General features: G+C 35.1%; 17 protein-coding genes. 4 read left to right on the top strand and 13 right to left on the bottom strand.

Translation table 11 applies throughout. The features are described from left to right. The 7 genes from NTU89_03215 to ftsH form a co-directional block, all read right to left on the bottom strand. A partial coding sequence (locus NTU89_03215) for a hypothetical protein (GenBank protein ID MCX5923555.1) occupies positions 1-761 on the bottom strand: 761 nt, incomplete at its 3' end. Beyond that, positions 742-1,509 (bottom strand): hypothetical protein, encoded by a 768-nt coding sequence (locus NTU89_03210; GenBank protein MCX5923554.1) that lies wholly within the window; start codon positions 1,507-1,509, stop codon positions 742-744. The genes NTU89_03215 and NTU89_03210, both read right to left, overlap by 20 nt. Before the next feature lie 185 nt (positions 1,510-1,694). Then, the gene (locus NTU89_03205) at positions 1,695-3,920 is read right to left on the bottom strand and encodes a hypothetical protein (GenBank protein MCX5923553.1); all 2,226 of its coding nucleotides are present in this window, start codon (positions 3,918-3,920) and stop codon (positions 1,695-1,697) included. A gap of 221 nt (positions 3,921-4,141) precedes the next feature. Then, positions 4,142-4,426 (bottom strand): 30S ribosomal protein S20, encoded by a 285-nt coding sequence (gene rpsT / locus NTU89_03200; GenBank protein MCX5923552.1) that lies wholly within the window; start codon positions 4,424-4,426, stop codon positions 4,142-4,144. A gap of 21 nt (positions 4,427-4,447) precedes the next feature. Beyond that, positions 4,448-4,660: a 50S ribosomal protein L28 gene (rpmB, locus tag NTU89_03195; protein MCX5923551.1), complete on the bottom strand. Its 213-nt coding sequence runs from the start codon at positions 4,658-4,660 to the stop codon at positions 4,448-4,450. Positions 4,661-4,849: 189 nt separating this feature from the next. Beyond that, the gene (locus NTU89_03190) at positions 4,850-5,611 is read right to left on the bottom strand and encodes an inositol monophosphatase (protein ID MCX5923550.1); all 762 of its coding nucleotides are present in this window, start codon (positions 5,609-5,611) and stop codon (positions 4,850-4,852) included. A 58-nt stretch (positions 5,612-5,669) separates the two neighbouring features. Then, positions 5,670-7,502 (bottom strand): ATP-dependent zinc metalloprotease FtsH, encoded by a 1,833-nt coding sequence (gene ftsH / locus NTU89_03185; GenBank protein MCX5923549.1) that lies wholly within the window; start codon positions 7,500-7,502, stop codon positions 5,670-5,672. A gap of 345 nt (positions 7,503-7,847) precedes the next feature. On the opposite strand from ftsH, the gene NTU89_03180 reads away from it, so the two are divergent. Then, positions 7,848-8,261: an RNA-binding protein gene (locus NTU89_03180; GenBank protein ID MCX5923548.1), complete on the top strand. Its 414-nt coding sequence runs from the start codon at positions 7,848-7,850 to the stop codon at positions 8,259-8,261. Positions 8,262-8,381: 120 nt separating this feature from the next. On the opposite strand, the gene NTU89_03175 is transcribed toward NTU89_03180, so the two are convergent. The 5 genes from NTU89_03175 to NTU89_03155 all read right to left on the bottom strand — a co-directional run bounded on the left by NTU89_03175 (position 8,382) and on the right by NTU89_03155 (position 14,162). Then, entirely contained in the window at positions 8,382-10,409 is a 2,028-nt protein-coding gene (locus tag NTU89_03175; protein ID MCX5923547.1) for a hypothetical protein, read from the bottom strand. Positions 10,410-10,524: 115 nt separating this feature from the next. Then, positions 10,525-11,904 (bottom strand): hypothetical protein, encoded by a 1,380-nt coding sequence (locus NTU89_03170; GenBank protein ID MCX5923546.1) that lies wholly within the window; start codon positions 11,902-11,904, stop codon positions 10,525-10,527. Positions 11,905-11,906: 2 nt separating this feature from the next. Beyond that, positions 11,907-13,025 (bottom strand): TonB C-terminal domain-containing protein, encoded by a 1,119-nt coding sequence (locus tag NTU89_03165; GenBank protein ID MCX5923545.1) that lies wholly within the window; start codon positions 13,023-13,025, stop codon positions 11,907-11,909. Then, a complete protein-coding gene (locus NTU89_03160; protein MCX5923544.1) occupies positions 12,994-13,425 on the bottom strand; it encodes a biopolymer transporter ExbD in 432 nt (143 codons plus the stop codon). The genes NTU89_03165 and NTU89_03160 overlap by 32 nt, the downstream gene beginning before the upstream one ends. Before the next feature lie 29 nt (positions 13,426-13,454). Beyond that, entirely contained in the window at positions 13,455-14,162 is a 708-nt protein-coding gene (locus NTU89_03155; GenBank protein MCX5923543.1) for a MotA/TolQ/ExbB proton channel family protein, read from the bottom strand. 168 nt (positions 14,163-14,330) lie between these two features. Between NTU89_03155 and NTU89_03150 the strand changes: the two genes are divergently transcribed. Then, entirely contained in the window at positions 14,331-16,403 is a 2,073-nt protein-coding gene (locus NTU89_03150; protein MCX5923542.1) for a hypothetical protein, read from the top strand. 316 nt (positions 16,404-16,719) lie between these two features. Here NTU89_03150 and NTU89_03145 read toward each other — a convergent pair whose 3' ends face one another. Beyond that, complete coding sequence (locus NTU89_03145; GenBank protein MCX5923541.1) at positions 16,720-18,027, bottom strand: hypothetical protein; 1,308 nt, start codon at positions 18,025-18,027, stop codon at positions 16,720-16,722. A 15-nt stretch (positions 18,028-18,042) separates the two neighbouring features. Between NTU89_03145 and NTU89_03140 the strand changes: the two genes are divergently transcribed. Together NTU89_03140 and NTU89_03135 are read left to right on the top strand one after the other, a co-directional pair. Further along, a complete protein-coding gene (locus tag NTU89_03140; GenBank protein ID MCX5923540.1) occupies positions 18,043-18,894 on the top strand; it encodes a DUF4097 family beta strand repeat-containing protein in 852 nt (283 codons plus the stop codon). Positions 18,895-18,928: 34 nt separating this feature from the next. Next, entirely contained in the window at positions 18,929-20,668 is a 1,740-nt protein-coding gene (locus NTU89_03135; protein ID MCX5923539.1) for a thioredoxin family protein, read from the top strand. Positions 20,669-20,680 lie beyond the last annotated feature (12 nt).

The raw sequence follows: 20,680 nt of genomic DNA, 5'->3' as shown, positions 1-20,680 counted from the left end.
ATCTTAGTAGCACTCTCGTATATACCCTTAGCCTTTGTATAATACTTAACTATAGACTGCTTAAACGGTATTTGATCTTTTCCTTTTAGCACAAGTAACTGTTCATCTGATTTCTGAGCAAGACGCAAGACAGCTTTAACGTCTGAATCCGCACCTTGTAGTTTTGCAAGTAATTTTGCAGACTGCTCGTCAACATCTATAGGCTTAACCATATCGCCTTCATGGCTGACATCTACTGGCTTATTCCAAGATTTACTTCTTGATCCAGATATTTCATAAGTTTTATCTGAATCTTCTTCTTGTTTTTTCAAATCAAGAAGAATATTATCGATTTCTTTGAGCATTTGGTCAATATTGTTGTAGCTTTTTTCTGCAATAGCTTTTTGCTCTTGAGAGCTTGATGTTTGAATAATTTGATTGTAAGAACCTGTCGCTTCATTATGTACTTTAGTAGCTCTCTTAAGATCAGTAGCTATTCTTGATTTAAGTTTTATTTGCTCTGCTTTTTCTGTTGCACGAGCCAAAGAAGCATATGATTTTTTAGCATCTTTCAATAAAGCTTGAAGATGTTGTTCCATATATCCTAAGCCTTTAACTAAATCTATAGATTTAGGCTTAACGATATCGCCTTCATGGCTGACATCTACTTGCGTATTCCAAGATTTACTTCTTGATCCAGATATTTCATAAGTTTTATCTGAATCTTCTTTTTGGCCATTAGCTTCTTTTGCTTCTGCTTGATTAGACTGAGCGTTGGCCATTAGCTTCTTTTGCTTCTGCTTGATTAGACTGAGCGGCTTGAATCATCAAAAACATTTTATGCACATTATTCTGTATCTTTTCATACAGATCTTGTTTTAAAGAAACCAACTTTGGATCTTGCGATCCATTAAATTCTAAGTTAGCTGCTTGCGTAAAATCGTTATGCTTGACGATTGCCATATTAAAATCACTAATCATGTTCTCTATAATGTTTGCTTCTATTTGTTTTGACTCTCCTGGCAGCGAACTATTTAAGTTTTCAAACGCAGACACAATCTTTTCAATTGATTGATCAGCATCTATCATAACTTTCACAACTAGAGCCTGCGCTTTTGCTACATCATCAGCTCTGTCATCATCGCCATGTGAACCATTTGCAAATCTGACAACGTCAACAATATTTAAAACGTGTTCTGATTGCTGCTCTTGCACTTTGTCTTTTGCGTATTTTACAATATCAACAATATTTAAAACCGTATTCGCTTCTTGTCTTAATTTTTCAGCACGTATAACTTTTCTGAGTGCATTTTTCTTAGATTCAAATTCAGCCATCTGCTTAGAAACATTGCCGACAATGTCTACTATATCCAGAGCCTTTCGCTGCATCTCCCGCTCAGATTCAGGTGAGACACTTCTTACAACTTCAACCACCCTACGATCTTGAACTTGTCCTCTAGGCGCTAAAATTTCACCAGAGGCCCCAATAAACGCCACTGAAAAAATAACACCAATTTGTTGCATCTTCATAAAAACTCCTTTTTAAAAAATTCAGAAATATGTTCTAATCTACTCTCAATTTTTTAAAAAAATCAACAAAAATGAATCGTCTTTTTATTTGCTCAAAAGAAATATGTTGCCACAAACAAAAAGAAGAAGCCGTGTCTTACAATCAGGCTTCTTCTTTTTGAAAAAATTATAATTTATTTAAAATTTTAACTCTGAGCAGCTATCTTAGAAGAAATTCTATTTAATCTTGATTGAACATATCCCTTCATGAATGGAGTTGCCTCTACATCGCCTGGCAAAACATTTTTCAAATTATCCATCGTCACAAGCATATCATCAGGAGACTTAGCCGCTTGCAGTAAAGCTGTTGCTATGTCAGTAGCATGCTGAACTGAATACATACGATTTTTAATATCAGAAGTTCTTGGAAGGTTATTTTTGGTAAATTCAGCCAATTTATCAATAGATTTATTCGCCATATTTCTCATGTCGCGTCCTTGCTGATCTAAATCTGCAAACTTATTACTAGCGAGACTTCTTAGTTGCGCAACAATATAATAAATTTTTGCTGATGATTTTTCTAATCCTTCTTGCAACGCCTCTTTGAGCGCTGGCAAATTAGCTTTTATCTTTTGATCTAAAGACTCTACTGCGCGATCTGCAGATTCATGCACCGCAACCATCTTGCTCTCTAAAAAATTAACATGAAGCTCAATAAGCTGTACAATTTCTGGAAGGGTTTTATCTTTAAAGTCTTGTGCTGATAATTTTAAATATGGCAATATTTGTGCAAGTTTTTCTTGAAAGCTGAGAGGAACTATATCCATCATCTTTAATCTTTTATCAATTGCTTCTACCGTTTTTCCAGCAAAACCAGTTAACTGATTCAAGCGATCTTGGACACTCTTAGGAAGCTTATCAATCATATCATACAAGGATTTGATAATTTGAGCATATCGAGTAATCTGAGCGTCTGACCCAGAAGACTCTAAAGCTTCAAACTCTGCAGTTATCGCTCGTTGAAAAGCAGCTTCTTGCATTGCAATATTTTGCTCATCTGTTTGCTCAAGCTCTGGCTGCCCATCTTTTTGCTCTGCCATTTCTTCTGTAACCATTTTGTCGGCTTCTTGTTCAGCTCTTTGTTCTACTTCTTGAGCAACTACTGCTGCACAAAGTGCATACAATTGATTAGCTGTATCGACTCTTTGAGCCAATGGTGACTTTTGCTTTTCACGGTCATCAAGTGAAAATATATATCCTGCTAAAGCTGTAAGGCCTGCTGCCGTTGCATATGAATAGTTATTTCTCAGTCTAGCATTGCCAAATCGAGATCCAGCACTGCCAGAACCAGAAGAATTATAAAGATTTCGTATTAATTCATAAGATTCATGCGAACTACTTGAATTGTTACTAGATCCAATAGATTTTGGGGTTACAATTAAAGAATTAGAGCCCTTGCTAATTAATAAACTTGACGGTTCTTGAGCTCTTCCTAAATTTTTTACAGATTCTATTTCTGAATTAAGTATCTCTTCTAGGCGCTTTTTATCATCCGTCTCTTTTTGAATTCTATCAGCTTTATTTTTTGCCGCGCGAGCAAGATCGTTTTGATATCTTTGATTTGAGGCCTTACTTCCAGAAATTAAATCTAACTCTTGCCTTACTGCACTTTGCTTAGATTGTGTCATTGAGCTTAATACTTTATCAGATTTAACTTTGTCTAATGTTTTTAAATACTGCTCAACCTGGGATGAATTTAACTGATCTAAAACATCTGCCAGGTCTTGAATGTTTTCAATTTCTTCTAATTTAACATTACGAGCAGACTTAGACATACCTTTGAGCGACTTCGCGATTTGTTGAACTTCTTGAGCGTCAAATCTTAAAGAGCCGCTTGCCTCTTGCTCAATTTCTTGATCAACCAAATTACGTAAAATCTCTTCGCTTTTCTCAGCTTGCTTAGCCGCTTGCTCACGATCTAATTGAATCTTTGATTTGTAAGGCTGTTGCTTTAAAGCATTTTGCACTGTTTGATTAGCCGTATTTTGAGCATCTTGAAAAGCTGATTGTCCACCAGTTCCAGACCAATCCAGATTATTTGGTTTTCCAACCACTCTAGGCACTTTTGGCAAATCTTGATACTTTGGTTTTCCAACAATTCTTGGAACTAAGCCCTCTTGAAGAGTAGATTGAGGCATTTGCGAAAATTTATTAAAAGCATTTCCTGAATTATTCTTAGGAATGATGCCATTAATATTTTTCGGAAGATAATTTCCAGCTCTGCTCGCAGCACCTGTTAATACGGTTGTTGCTCCAGTCGCACCCACAGTCATACTTGCCAAAGACTGATTCGTCGAAAAAAAACAGCCTGTTAAAAAAACTAACTTCTGCTTGGAAAAGAACCTGTTTTTTGATTTAAAATGAAAAGACATAAAAACTCCTTTTTTAATAAGTATGTCTATGTGAAAAATTTTACTACCCGAACAGCTTAGGCATAAAAATTTTAATCTTTCAAATATTTTAAATTATTGATTTCACATCGACATCGACATCGACATCGACATCGACAAAAAAAGAGTGCACTTTCAATAAAGAAAATGCACTCTTAAATTTTTAATTAATCTGTAAAATTTATATCTTACAAACTATTATTTTACTTAGCTGTTGCTGTAGCAAAATGTGATTGAACACGAAGCGCCAAACGGCTAACTTTACGAGCTGCAGTATTTGCATGCAACGTATGCTTCCCTTTTGCTCGAGCACATTGTGCTTGAGCATCATTGAAAAGCACTTGAACTTCATCTTTTGTTTTTCCCGCTTCAAGAGCAGTGAGAACTTTTTTTACAGCTGTTTTAATTGAAGATTTACGAGCAACGTTACATTGATGACGTTTTTCAGCTTGAAGAATCTGTTTTTGTGCTGATTTTGTATTTGCCATAGGAAATTAACCTTTTGAACCTTAAAGAACTTTTTGAATTTTGCCAGCTTTTACACATTTTGTACACACGCTTGCACATTGTACAGGAACACGTTTTTTATGTAATTCATCAATTTTGATAAATCTCATTTTGTGCACGTTTGGATAAACCCAACGCTTTGTTTTATTATTCGCGTGGCTTACTAAATTTGCGACCTGTGGCCGCTTATCACAGATAGAACAAATTCTTGACATGATAACCTTTGTTTTAGACTATATTTTCAACCCATCAGAAATGATGGCCCACCAACTATGGTGATTTAAATATCAAATTCAACTCTAATATTACCGTACTTTTCGATTTTTATCAAACATTAAAAGGAAATCTTATTTAAATTAATGTTTCTCATGGCTCAAGCCAAAATAGGATACCTGATTGAGCTGCTACAAAACAGGCAAAACCAAGCTGCAAAGTTCTTTATGCCCCGCAATCAGAGTTCGAAATGATCGGTCAACCGGTGATAAATCATATTGGCAAATTGTACCTCCAGCCTCGCTCACAAGCAATACTCCAGCCGCCGCATCCCACCATTTTAAATTTTCAAACAAAACAAGATCAAAAGATCCAGATGCTAGATAAGCCAAATCTAAAGCAGCTGCCCCATTAACTCGGAAACGAACCCCATGCTCTAGACTTTTGAGCTGATTTTTAATCTTTCCAAGCATTTCACAATTGCGCAGCCTAAAATCTGAAACCACAATCAAGGCTCCGCTATCCAGCCAGCCCTTTGTCTGCAAATTCAATCTAACGCCATTTCTCCATGCGCCACACCCTTTTTGAGCATAAAACCAATCCTCGACGACTGGGAAATATGTCGTAGCAGCAATTACTTCATTGTGATGCATAAGCGCAACGTTAATACAAAAATAAGGCAAGCCTCGTGTAAAATTCTTTGTCCCATCGATAGGGTCTATGATCCATGTGAACTCTTTTATATCAACCTCTTTGGTCTCTTCTGCAATAAATCCTGAGCCTGGCAGCAAAACGCACAGCTCATTTCTTAAAATATCTTCACTCATAAGATCTACGTTTGTGGCAATACTTAAATCTTTTTTACGATTAATTTCTAAATTCCCACGGAAGTGAGACATTACCAAATCGCCCGCTTTTTTTATAATCGGACGCATAGCTTGAACATATTCCATCTTTTTCTCCAAAAAAAAGGAGGCCCTTGTTAGGCCCCCTTGAACTAAATTTAAAATATTAGATTAATCTCAGGTCTTCTCGAGGCTCTATGCCAAGAAGTTCATACACGTCAGACGCATACAAAGTTTCTTTTTCTAGCAATGCTTGAGCTAGCAAATCAAGTTTATCTCGATTGTCTTTAAGAAGCTGCATAACGAATGCGTACTGCTCATCTAAGATTCTTGTAATTTCATCATCAATTTTTTCAAATGTCTTTTGTGAATAACCACCCTTTGTATCATATGTATCAAGATACACACGTTTACCCAAGGCGTCAGTCATACCATAATAACAAACCATCGAACGAGCTGTTTCTGTAGCAGCTTTAAAATCGCTGTATGCGCCAGTTGAAAGCTCATTGAAAACCAACTCTTCTGCTGCTCGCCCTGCAAGTGCTGCAGCAACTGTTGCGAGCATTTCTTCTTTGTTTCTGCTGTATTTTTCACGCTCTGGTAAAAAATGAGTTACGCCAAGAGCTCTTCCGCGAGGAATGATTGTTACTTTGTGTAAAGGATCCGTATCCTTTGGCATCAATACTCGAGCTAGCGCATGACCGCCTTCATGATAAGCGGTCATCTTTTTATCATGATCAGTAAGAATCATTGTTTTAGATTCTTTTCCAATCATAATTTTATCACGAGCTTCTTCAAACTCATACATACTTACTTCTGTTAGATTCTTCTTTGAAGCAATGATTGTTGCTTCATTAACTAAATTTGCAAGATCAGCACCCGTAAAACCAGGAGTTCCGCGCGCGATTCTTTTAACATCAAGATCTCCAACGACCGTAATTTTTTTCAAATGAACTTTTAAAATCTCTTCACGGCTTAGCAAGTCTGGAACTGGAACTTCAATTTGTCTATCAAATCTACCTGGACGAACTAAGGCTTTATCTAAAACATCAGGACGATTTGTAGCAGCAAGAACAATAATTGGATCTTTGTTAATCTCAAATCCATCCATTTCTGTTAAAAGCTGATTTAATGTTTGTTCGCGTTCTTCGTTTCCGCCACCCATAGAAGAGCCGCGTTGACGACCAATCGCGTCGATTTCATCAATAAAAACTATGCAAGGAGCTTTCTTTTTTGCTTCTGCAAAAAGATCGCGAACTCGAGATGCACCAACACCTACAAAGACTTCTATAAAATCAGACCCACTGACACTAAAAAATGGGCAATTTGCTTCACCAGCAACTGCACGAGCAAGTAAAGTTTTTCCTGTTCCTGGCTCACCGACTAGCAAAACGCCACGAGTGATTTGAGCTCCAAGGCGTCTATATTTTGCAGGATCTTTTAAGAAATCAACAATATCTTTTAAATCTTCTTTTGCCTCATGAGCACCAGCCACAGATGAAAAACGTTCTTTTATGGTAGAAGGCAAAAACATTTTAGCTCGACTTTTTCCGATGTTGAAAATACCACCAGCGCCACCACCATTTTTACCATTACCCCCAGACTGACGTAAAAAGTACCATGCAGAAAGTATCCCTAAAATCATTAAAACGCCAATAACTAGAAATACATGCCACGAGCCTGTAGACATCGATGGAGTGCTTACCGCAAAATCAACGCCATGCTTTTCAAATAAATCAAAATCGCTTGAACGCTCTGCAACCACGGTTTGAAATCTTTGATTATCCTGAGTAAGTCCATCTACAAATTGACCCGAGACCGTAACAGCCTTGACCTGATTTGCACGAACTTTATCCAAAAACTCTTTATATGAAATATTTCCAATGTTTTTAGCATAATCTGTAAGATGAGTAAGCGCTGCCATAAGGCCAACTGCTACAATTATGCCGATCAAAAGGCCTTTTGGGCCAAATGAATTAAATGGTTTATTTGGTTTCATAATACCTTTTCATTTATTATTACTGTTAATATAAGTACGCTATCAATTCTATTTCATAGAGTCTATGATTTAAGGCTAATAAAAAAAGCCAAAAATAGACCTAAACACCTATGTTTTTAATTTATTGTAATAAAAATAGCTCATCCTGTCGATATCTTCTATGGTTTTTTACAAAATGGTTAAAAATATCAATAAAAATTGTTTTTTGTTGTTGCAAATCCATGAGGTAAATGAGATACTAATAGAGTTATTATTGATTCACTACTGAAACTTAAGTACATTTTAAAAAAAGTAAAAAAATGGAAACGGTCAGTAGCTACTGTTCCTTTAAGAAGGTCTTAAAACATGGACAACCAACAAACAATTTTTATCGGCAATCTTGCTTTCAGCACTGATAAAAATGAGCTACAAGATGCATTTGGAAAATTCGGAATTATTTCTGAAATCAACATTCCAACAAACCGTGAAACTGGACAACCTCGTGGTTTTGCATTTGTAAAATTCGAAACAGAAGACGCAGCTAAAGAAGCTCTTTCTATGGACGGTCAAGAACTTAACAGCCGTAGCTTAAAAGTTAACATCGCTCATGGCAAAAAAGAATCTTTCGCTCCACGTAGCGGCGCTGGCAGCACAGGCGGCAGCAGATTCGGCGGCGAACGTCGTGGCGGCATGGGCGGCGGAAGCAGCACAGGCGGCAGCAGATTCGGAAGCGGATCACGCGGTGGCAGCAGCGACCGTGGCGGCAGCAGCCGTTACTAAGTTCTGACCTTTTAAATTCAGAAATTAATACAAAAAAGCCTACCTCAAAAGGGTAGGCTTTTTTGTTGCTTAAAACAAATCTGTTTTAAGATGCTCTATTTTATTAAAGAAAGTTAAAGTCTATTCAGCTTCTGCTATCCATTTAAAAGTAACTGCAGCAAGGAGAATTCTCATCGCCAACCGCCTGCCAAGCGTTTGAGCTTTAGCAAAACGAGCAATTTCCTCTCCTAAAACAAGTCTTACTCGAGCATCATCAACTAACCCTCGATCAGAAAGCCATGATATCTGAGAGTCAATTTCTTCAATCCAAGAAGTTAGGTCAGCGTCACCTTTAGACGAGATTATAAAACGAGTATTTTTACTGATCATAGAATCTGTTAGCTCTGACTTAATTTGATCTCTTTGGGATGCGCTAACTATATTATCACGAACAAGAGTATCAAGAAGAATCGTTACTATTTTATAATCCTGCAAGCTTTGACAATCATCAAAAAGATTACCAAATGCTTCTTCTGGCCCTTGCTTTGAAACAAGATCTAAAAATCGTTTTGAAGATGTAATTTGTCCCATCCTAAACATTCTACGAGTCAGTCCAAACTTTAAAGTTTTTAAAGCAACAGGGTTGTTTTTACCAATATTTGACACAACATTTTCAAGAACAGTAGCTCGGATATATTCTTTTAATTGCGATGAAGAGTTATTCCAAACATCTTCAAGCTTATCGAGCTGTCCTTTATTCATAAAAACACCTACATGTTTTTTATCAGATGCTAATTTAATACTAGAATCTTTATTTACTTTTTGCACCTGAGCGTCAAAAGAAAGCTTAACTCCTTTATTTTCAAAAATATTGGCAATAATTTCTTTTTGATCTAACGATAAAATTGAATAATCTTCATTTATTATATTTTGAACTGAGCTAGCAACAGGCCCAGATAAAAAGTTTTGAACTTTAACACTGCTAACGATGTTAGAATTCTCAAAATCATTTAATAATTCAAGCGATTTCTTTACTTCTTGAACAGCTCTATCAAAACCATTTTCACCGCTTAACGAATTTATTGAACCTAAAACAACACCAAATAAAGACCTCTCTGCTGCTTTTTTCAATGGATCATTAACAAATGATGAAACAATATATTTATTTTCCAATAGTATATTATAAACGATTAAAGCATCTTTTAGCGACTCTGCGCTATGGCTATTAAATAAAGACTCTACAACCTTTGACAGCGGAACAAGGCCTAACTGACTCTCTGAACCATCTGCCACACGAGGAGTCTGCATTAATTTATGTGCAAAATCCTCTGCTGAATCAAAAATACGATATTGTAGCGATAGGCTTACAACAGCTGGGATATAACGTGAATCCAAGCCAACTCTTCCAGAAGTGGATCTAATTGTATCCATAACCTGTTTTAGGATAAGGTCATGATTCATGTGAATAATTTTGTCAACGTCACCACCAAATGATTTAATGGCAGAAAGACCACTGAAAAATTGAACCATATCTCCATTTTTCAATTCTTGCATAACACTATTTTTCAAAGAAGATAATCCATTAGATGTGTTTGATTCAATGGCTTGATTGCTTGCATTTTCTGTTGCTTGTTTCTCTAAAGCTTCTTCATGGGCTATTTGATCTGGTGATTTAAACCTATTTCTATTTGCTTTTTCTAAAGCTTCTCTTGCAAGCCTCTGTTCTCTTTCTGCCTTAAAAGGATCTGCCGATTCTAGGCCTTCAAACTGCCGAGGAAATGCATTTTTAATTTCATGAAAAGCTTTATTGAGTTTAAGTATTTGATCATTATTACTAGGCTGCCCTGCTCCTAATCGGGCAGCGTTTCTGTCAAGGTATGACTTAGTTTCATATTTAGACAAATCAATGTCTCTAGAATTAAACTTATTGTTGCCTTGAACTGACAAATGCGTACGGCTAATTAATTGTTGGTACGCATCCGAAACTTGCTTTGGATTTGCTCCAACGTTAAGGCCAAGCGAAGCATATGCTGCTTGAAGCGCTGGACTTAAAGCTTTTCCTGCAGCACCGCTAGCCGTTTTGGCCATCATCCCATGCAAAGCAACAATTTGTAACGTTGCAGCCATAAACATTATTGACTGCATAGATCTAATCTTTGTGAATTTCACAAGAGCTCCTTTTGTATAAAAAAAATAACTACCTACTTCTTTTATTAAAAAAAATAGATAGCTAAATTCAAGGCTTATAACAAAAAGGCTTAAAAAGAATCGCTTGAGACTTGTCTTAGAAATTTAAAATGCCAATATTTTTAGAATACAAAGGAGAGCAATCAGGGTACGTACAATGATCCTGAAAGCTGGTAAGATATGAAACTTTATTGGTTATTAAATTTAATTGAGCGATTCGAGAGCCCATTCCTTCATTCATACCAAAAACGATATAGTTTCCACATGCTGACCAGCTCGCCTCTTCTTTGCTGCCGCCACCGTGAGTAAGCTGCTTATGCTGACCTGTTTTGATATCGTATGAAAGAAGCTGCATTGCGCCACCAAGCATTTTTGAATATACCAGTTGATCTCTCACTGAACTGTAGCTTGGGCATGCGCAGTAGCCACCATCTGTTATGCCTCGCAATTTTTTATCTGCAAGATTTAAAATATATAACTGTGGCTTGTGCGTTTCAAAATCGGAAACAAATGCAATATGATCTTGATCAATAAAACATGGGGCGATATTATTGCCGTCATTAAAAGTTAATCTATCAAATACTCGTTTTTTAGAAAAAGGATCAATGTATGAAAGATAGAGTTGGCTTGTTCCATCTTTTGAAAGACAAAACACGACACGCTTACCATCTGGAGAAAAAGATGGTTGCATATTCAACCCATCAAACGAACAGATAACCTTGCGCTTTGAAAACATATTCATCATAACCAGCTGAACGTTAGAAAGAGTATTTTCTGAATAAAAAAGCAATGGGCTATCTACATCATTATTCCATCGCGGTGCAAAACTGACTGTTGGAGCATCAACAAATAATTTTTGATTTGTTCCATCAAAATCTGCTATCCAAATTTGTTTGTATGATTTTTCTCGTCCATATTTTGTATGCCAAGTTTGCTTACAAAAAGCTATTTTTGAACAAAATGAACTTTTTTCACCAAATAGCTCTGGCCACAAATCATCTGCGATGCAGTGAGCTAAAAGAATTATAGGGCGATTCTCCTGTTTTATTTTTTTGCCAGATATCATTGACTGAGATGAAATGTCATAAAGTCTCCAAGTATACTCACCTTTGATTGCAGATATAAAAATAGCAACAGAGACATCAGGCTCAAATAAATTTTTTAAATCTGAAAAATGAGTCATTTTATCTTTATGCTGTAAAAAAACTTTAGCTTGCCCGCTCCACTCTAAATCTTTTTTTAAACGTTCAATACACTGGTCCAAAGAACTATCACGCTCTCCGACCACCACTAAACCTAAAGATACTTTTTTTGTTTTTTGTGATTGAACAACTATTTCTAAATCGAAAGATTTTGCACTGCCGTCTACTTGAGCCGTATCAGCATTCAATACATTTTTCTTTTCTTGAAAATCACTTCCTACAGCAAGGCAATAAAAAAATAAAACAGTATAAAAAGATAGATTTTTAAAAATCATGATCAGGCTCCTAGTGCAATGGTAATAGTTTTATTCCAAACTTCTTTTGGATATTTCATAGAAAAAAGTGCTTTGCGCGCTGGCAAATCGAACATTATTATTTTAGAGCTTTGAATAACTTTAACATCATCTGCATCACCCTTTTGACCCACATGAACACGCATTTGACAGGTTGTTCCTTTTTTTATTCCAACTGGTGAAACCCAGCATTGCTCAACAGCCTGTTTTAATTTTGAAGCTACAATCGAATTGTCAAATTGATCCCGACCAAGAAACACAACGTTTTCCAGGTCAATATCATCATCGATCAACTCACTGTCATCTTGACCTTCTGCCTCGCCTACGTTTAAATCTTCAGGCTGATCTTTAACTGGGATTTCTTTTATATCAACCTTGCCAACATCTACAATTTCTGGCTCAACAATATTTGGTATGACTGCTTCTGGCTGAGGAGTTAATGCAACTTCTTTTTCTACAGGTTCTTCTAATTTTATGATCTCTTGCTGAGCAGGCTCTTTTGCCAAAGCAACTTCTGAAATAACTGCTTTTTTTGAAACAATAGATTTTTCGAAAATCTTTTTCTTTTCTGATTTTTCTATAACTATTTTCTTTTTAGCTTTTGCTTTTAGTTCTGTTTTTGGTTTTACAAAAGATTTCAAGCTTAAAGATGCCTCTTTTGCCTCAACTTTTTGCGCTTTTTTTTCTACCTGCTTAGACATTACGTGTCCTGCAGGATTTTTTTTGTTAGTTGCAGATTTTTTTACTGTAACTTTTTTATTGGCAGCTTTTTTATTCTTTTTTGATTGTTTATGTTTTTGATAGGTTTGATAATCAATCACTTTAGATTTTTTATAGACCCCTGATTTACCAATTTTTTGCTTCATTTGAAAATCAGATTCTTTTTTAGAAAGTGGCATTAAAACATATGTTTGCCCAGTATGACTCAAAGATATAGCAAACTGTTCTGGCTTATGTTCGAGCGAAGAAACAAAAATCATTAATCCAAGGATTATGATGTGCGAAAAAAACACAAAAAGTAAAATCTCTGCCAAAAAAACTCTACGTGGTGAGAAATAAAAATGTATTTTTTTAGAAAGAACGCTTGGTAGCAAGTGCAACATACTTGATGCCTCCAGAAACTTTAATAGTATCAACTAAATCAATAACGATTCCATAGGGAACTGCTTGATCAGCTTTGACAAAAACAATTTCGTCTTTGCCTTTTTTTACCAAACTTTTTAACTCTTTTAAAAGTGTTTGCAATGGGTACTCTGTCCCATTTAAATACATTTTACGACCTTTATCTATGTAAACAGTCAAATCTTGTTGTGTCTGAGACGATGGTACTCCATCATCAATACGACTTGAAGGCAACTCAACTTTTATAACATTTTGAAGCATTGGTGTTGCAACCATAAAAATAATAAGCAGAGTTAGAGCAACGTCAACAAGTGGCGTCATAGAAATCTCTTGTACGACATGACCACGATTTTTCATTCTGCGCAAACGATTTCTTCTCATCGATTATCTCCCTTTATTTTAAGCAATGATCAGTCTTGTTTTGGACTAAATGATTCAACGGACGATTCGGTCTTTAATCCTTTAGCCATTGACAATCGAACAATCATGGTAACTTTGTCTGTCATGGTCATCAGACTATATTCCATACTTTTTGCCCGAACCATAATATATTGAGAAAATACCAAAGCAGGAATTGCAACGACCAAACCAGCAATCGTGGTAATCAAAGCTTCTGATATTCCAGGAGCAACTGCAACGATATCTGCAGATTGTCTTTCACTAATTCTAACAAATGCATGAATCAGTCCCCATACCGTACCAAATAATCCAAGAAGTGTTGCAACTGAGGCACTTATAGAAAGTACTGGAGTGTATGCTTCTTCTTGATACATCACATCATCTAAAAGAGCATCCGCTTGCATTTGGAAAAGTTCAATTGAATTCGCTTCTTGAGCGCTTTTTGCATGAGTTAAAAGCTGAATTAAAATATATCCTGGAAGCGTTGCCTTATTATCTTGTGCAACTTGTAAAACTGATGGCAAGTTGTTGCACATTTTTATTTGCTGTAAAACGTTTTTACATTGATCTTGTTTAATTTTGAGTAAAATTAATTTATAAAGAGCGATAGCCCAACAAACAATAGACATAAAAAAAAGAGTGAGCATGACCATTTTTGTCATGAAATCACTCTGAATAATCAGTCCCCACAATGCATTGTGTTCCATTCCTGTGCTCATAAAAAACTTCCTTATTTTTTTAATTTAAAATTAACTGACTGCTGTGTAGTGTATCACAAAATAAATTGATCACGCAAAACTATTTCAACAAATAACCTATCAATAGCATTGACATTGATTTAAAAAAAATTCTAAATTTTATTCATCTCTAAAAAAACAAGGAAAAAAATGAATTTTAAAACCTATCGATTTTTATTAACAACATCGCTACTTTTAACAATTATTTATAAACAGCTAGAAGGACGTAGAGCCACAAAACTCTTACAAAATGTAGACGTCCAGCAAGAACAAACATTAACAATAGATGAGTTACAAACACAATCTCATGCGCAGACAACCAACCTAGTGATTATTAACGACGTTCAAGAATATAATCGATATTATCTATCTTACATGATTAATTTTGCTAATGTAGGCGCAATGCATATAGAGTTTATAAAAGCAATGTCCGAGAATCAATCTGTTCTATGCCCTAAAAGTTTATGGTGTTCAGTTCAAAATATTGTAGACACTGTTGAAAAATTTGCAACAACCCAAGCTTTTACTAATATAGAAGATAAAATATACCAACAAAAATTCACAGAGCTCAAGAATCTATACCTACAGCTGAAATCTTCGTCTGACAATAAAGAAACCGACTCTTTCTATAAAATACTAAATAGTGATACTACGATTGATCCAAAAATAAAAGGGACGATTGGACAAATGTTTTCTGTATATATACGATATCAAGACATTATAACGAAGCCTTACACGTGCAAAGAGGTAAATTCTGATTTTATACTATTTCTGCCAAATGACTTGAGTAATAAATCAAAAAGCTCTGCCATGAAAGATTTCCTTGTTGGACTTTCATATAGCAAGTTGCCTAATTATATATACAAGACTCCACTAAACCCTACTGACAACGATAAAATAATTGAAAATGGTCAACAAACAAACTCTAAAAAATCATTGGGTAAAATCCTATTGAATACACTAAAATCGCTAAAAATTAAAGACTGTCCCAAAGAATATTTTCCCTGGATCAATATTTACATAACAGGTCATGGAAGCCAAGATTTCACGGCAGAAATGTCGACTCTTCCCAATAAAGAAGAAGATGGCATCACGACCCAATCAGACTTTTTAAATGTTATGAACTGTTTTAACAATGATTTTAAAACTAAATCAGTTGCCATATCATCTTGTTTTCCGGGAGGTAAAAAAATATTAGAATCTTATAATATAACTAACAAGCTAGATAATATCTCGCTTGAACAAATCAACTATCCAATTATTAATATTGGCTCAACATTTGAATCAACTTTTACAAAAATCCTCCCTGTTTCACTAGAAAAAATAAATTTCTTCGAGTCATATTTTAAGCTTCTCAATGAAATACCTCCAAACTATCAAAAAGCGCTTTCTATCATGGCTCAAAATGGTAAGGAAAACTACGGAAGTATAAGATTCCAAAACACTTCTTGGTTTTCTCCAATTCAATATAAAAAAGAAGTCAAAGAACTTTCACAAATAGCTATGTCAACCAGAAAGAAATCAATACTTATAAACAATGAGATTAAAATCATTATTTTAAATGCAAATTATATACCAAAGTCACTCATATTTAACGCGGAATGTGATGCGTTACTGCCATGGTTGTTACCTGCAAACTATCATAATCAAAACTATTATTTTGAGTCCTTACGTATGCCAAACATCAAAGATTCTTTTCACAATGTTTTAATTCGATTATTACAATCTTCTATTAAAGAACCAATTAATATAATATTTAAGCATATACAAATTGGCTCTAAAGAATTATTTAATGTGCTTTGTTTTATACATGAATCAGACAGTAATCCTAATGAACCAAGAACTGGATACATTTACACAAACAAAAAAGGAGAGACAAAAACTGCTTCATGGCCAAGCAATAACGATTGGCCATACGTTATAGAAGAACAAAATTTTAATAGAATATTAGCAAATAACAAAATTCAAAACATTGAAAAGAAAATAAAAGAATATATCTTGCCGTCACTAACACCAGAGTCTTTGAGTAAATTACAAAAAATATTTCATCCAGCCGCTCAAATTGCTGCAAAAGAACAACAGCAAAAAATGCTATCCCTCCTTAATAACACAAGGAACAAACTAAATGATAAGAAAACAAACATTAGCGCAGAAAGCACTAATGCTTCGTTAGAGCAAGATCTTATTGCTGCCGAAAATCTTTTAACTTTTGTAAATATTTAATCGTATTAAGAAAAACTTATGCCCATTAAATCTATTTAGGACTTCGAAAAACAGCTCAAAGATCTTATTCCAAGCCAGAATTGATAAATTTTTGTTGTGCTTTGTATGATAAATAATTTAACAAAAAAACAAAACTTCATACCAATGATAATCAAACAGTAAAAACACAGTGATTTGTGCGAAATCAAATAAAACATAGCACAATTGGTTGACTTGATCAGATCTTTCAGCGCTGCTAGCAAAGTCCTATCTGTATCAGATACTAGCAAGAAATAAAATGTTTAGAGCTAGAAAGCAGAACCTTTAAATCGCAAAACTATTTCAATAGTAATTTTTGTAATAATTTTTGCTTGTCTGCAATAAGCTCATCAAGCTGAATTTGATATGCTTTTTTGACTAAATCTCCAAGCTCTTTACCCTGCGCATGATCCAAAAGATCTTTGCCTGTTAAAAGTGGCAATTCAGATTTGTGAAGAACTTTTGCAGCCTTAGCTTTGTCTAAAAATGAATCTGAAATTTCTCTAGAAAAAGAACATGCGGCAATCATGCCCAATGTTTCCATCGTAAAATATGGATCTATCCAATGCGCAAGCCATTTATATTTTATCAAATCATCTTGCTTTGCCATTTCTGGAACATATCGCAAATACCAGCTTATCATTGCTGAACGATTTACAAGATCCAAAGAACCAATATAAATTTTTAAAAATGTAGAAAGATGCAAAAGCTGCTCATGAGAAATTCTTTTATTGATATCAAAATCTTTTAGTTCATCTTTTGAAAGACCACTTGCGACAGTTCCCCACAAGGCGAATAATTTTTGCTCATCAGTAAAATCATATCCTTGTGCTATACAGTCAATAATTCCATAAAAAGTTGGATGAAATTCGACGCCAACAAAAATATCTTTTAATCGATCAATGTTTAAAAGCCAAGAAAACCCAATTGATGGCCGGTATGACTTTAAGAAAAGTTTTGCAAATTCCTGTTCAATACGTTCACTTGAAAGTGTAGAAATATCCATAGTTTTACAAACTTGACTGAGAGTTTCATCAACCGTCATATCAAACCTAGCCGCAAGCTGCATAACTCGAAATAATCTCAGTGGATCTTGTACGAAAAAGGTAACATCTGGCGATCTAAGAACTTTGTTTTTCAAATCAGAAAGTCCATTAAATGGATCAATTAATTCCTGGGAGTATACATCAATCCCCATTGAATTGATGGTAAGATCTCTACGGCGAAAAGCCTTAGCAAAACTCATATTTGGATCAAGTTGAACGGTTGGTTTACGACCATAGCTATCAGACCTGGGAATTGACCAATCAGCATCTAGTCCATGAAGACGTAAAACGCCAAAAGATTTTCCAACAAATATTACTTTTCCAAATTTTTGTAAAATATCTTGAATCTCATCGAACGACAGATGATACAATTCAAAATCAAGATCTGACCCTAAACATCCTAAAAAACAATCGCGAACAGCTCCCCCAACGAGAAGAACTCTTCCTCCTTGCTGATAAATTTCATCAAAAACATTTTTTACTTCAGAATTATTCTGTATAATCTTTGCGATGCACATTTGAATGCGGTCTTGAATATGAATCATATCTTTTTCCACCATCGAGGATGAATCCCTATGAAAAATCTTTACACACAATCTATGAGTCTTTTGCTGTTATCATTTACTATACCGATAGAAACAAAAATTTCTATACCAAAGCCTCCTAAAAGCGTTTCATCTTTTTTTAGCAAAACAAAAGAAGAAATTATTCACAAAGAATTTAACCATATAAAAAAAATAGAAATTTTGTGCGACCATGAAGATCAATGCTGCAATGTGTTTGTAGAAAGCTGGAAGCAACCCTGCGTTTTAGTTGAACTAAAAAAACAAGGGTCCGACTTGTTTTTACAAGATGCTGACATGAAATGTGTAGATAGAGAATCTGTTTTGCAAGTAACAACAATGGTAAAAGAAGATGCAGTTTCTGGAACTATGTCACTAAGAATTCTTGTGCCTGAAACACTTCCAATTAAAGTTAGTGCAACCGTTGGTGATATTTTCATCAAAGGATTATCTGGCGATATTGAAGCGAAAACAAACAGCAACTCTATTTCTATTCTTGATGGAAATGGCACCGTTCTTGCAAATACGCTTGATGGAGACATTGAAGTAAAACGCAAATCAATATCTTCTTCAAGCTGCTTAAATTTACAAAGCGAGCAAGGAAATATTACCGTTTTAGTTCCACAAGAACTGCATGCTCAAATTCAAGCACAAAGCCCTTTAGGTAAAATTTCTTCAGATCTTTTTATCACTCTTCATCCTAAAACAATGCTTTTAAACAACGAAGAATTTAAAAAAATGCGCCAAAATATTCATGGATCAATTGGCCAATCAATGGAAAATAAAAATGAACCACTCATTCTTTTAAAGTCTGATGAAGGCAGCATAAAAATAAATCATTACGATTCTAAGAAAAGAACCTAATAAACCAAAAACCTTAACCAAAAAGGACCATACAATGAATCAAAAATTATACAGGTGTTTTTTAGCACTCGCACTATGTGCAAGTGCAATCATCAAGCCAATTGCGATTAAATCACAAGAAATAACCAAATCAACGCATGAAAAACAGATCGATATCACAATTAATCTTGGTGAAACGCAATCAATTTTAAAATCAACATTGTCAGTATCTTTAGATAATCCGCATGCGCAGCTTGGAAATATTTCATATTCGTCAAATGCAACAAAAAAATATCTTCCAGAGCTTTTAAGCACAAAAGAAGTTTTTTCTAACGCGCTAACGATGCAAGTTCCGGTAAAAACATCTATTGATAGCCCAGTGAGCGGACATCTGCATACAAGCTTTTTACTTTTGCCACAAGGAACCATGACTGAAAAAGTAATTGCGTTTTCGTTCAATCAAAAAGAAGAAAATGCTCAAGCTTCAAACGATGATCAACCTTTTGCACCAAGACCATCATCGGGACAAGTATCAGAAAAAAAATCGCTTACTCAATCCTTACAGCACCTGGTACAAACAACTGATAGCAACTGGATTCGGTTCCTTTTTGCGTTGCTCCTAGGGCTTCTTTTGAGCTTAACTCCGTGCATTTACCCTATGATTCCTATTACGATTGGAATTTTGCACCACAATGAAAAGCGATCAATTCTTTATAATTTTCTAGGTTCTTTGTGTTACGCTTTTGGACTTTCAACCACATTTGCATGCCTTGGCCTTTTGGCTGCTTTTGCCGGTGCATCATTTGGAGGTCTTTTATCTCAACCAATTTTTGTCATAGTTCTTACACTGTTTATTGGTTACATGTCGCTGACTATGATTGGTGTAATTGATTTAACAATCCCTTCGTTTTTACAAAAAAGCGTTCAGGTTAATTCTAAGTTTGGACCATTTTTATCAGCATACCTTTTTGGGCTGATCAGCGGCAGCGTTGCATCTCCATGCGTTTCGCCAGGACTTGCACTACTTTTAACGATTGTTGCAACGATGGGAAATATTATTGCAGGATTTTTACTTTTATTCATGTTTGGCATGGGTATGAGCATTCCTTTGATTATCATCGGAACTTTTTCTTCATCAATGCAAACTTTACCAAGAGCTGGTCAATGGATGGTTGAAATTAAAAAAGCGCTTGGCTTTATTATGCTTGCAACCTGTTTTTACTATTTAAGCAACATTTTGCCAGCACTCGTGGTGACAATGCTATTTATTTCATATCTTCTCTTTGCGGCACTATTTTACATCATTGACGCGCAAAAAGAGATGGCACAAGAAACCAAAACAATTAAAAGCTTACTTGGTATAGTCTTGCTTGCAGCTGCAGTATTTTTTACGTTTAAAGCTTATGAAAACAGTGGTGCAAAAAACAATGTTGAAAATGGTGTAGCCTGGGCTTCTAGCTACGAGCAAGCCTTAGAAATGGCTCAAGCCGAAAATAAATTAGTTTTACTCGATTTTTGGGCAAATCATTGCACCATTTGCAAAGCAATTGATAAAAAATTATTTCATAAAGATCTAGTAGCCAAAGCTTTAGATAAAAATATTGTGTTTGTAAAAGTTGACTGTACAAGCAGCTCAAACCAAGAAGCTAACTATTTAAAAAATAAATTTAGCGTTTTTGCCCAGCCAGCTATTTTAATCATTAATCCTGGAACTCAAGAAGTGATTAAAAAGTGGTCCAGCGAACCGTACAGCATGACCCCTCAAGAATTTATTCAAGCGGTTAAAAACGTTTAGCAAATTTACTTC

This window comes from Candidatus Dependentiae bacterium (assembly GCA_026389065.1).
Lineage (GTDB): Bacteria > Babelota > Babeliae > Babelales > Chromulinivoraceae > JACPFN01.
The sequence above is the reverse complement of the archived record's forward strand: the minus strand, read 5'-3'. Positions and strand labels throughout refer to the sequence as shown.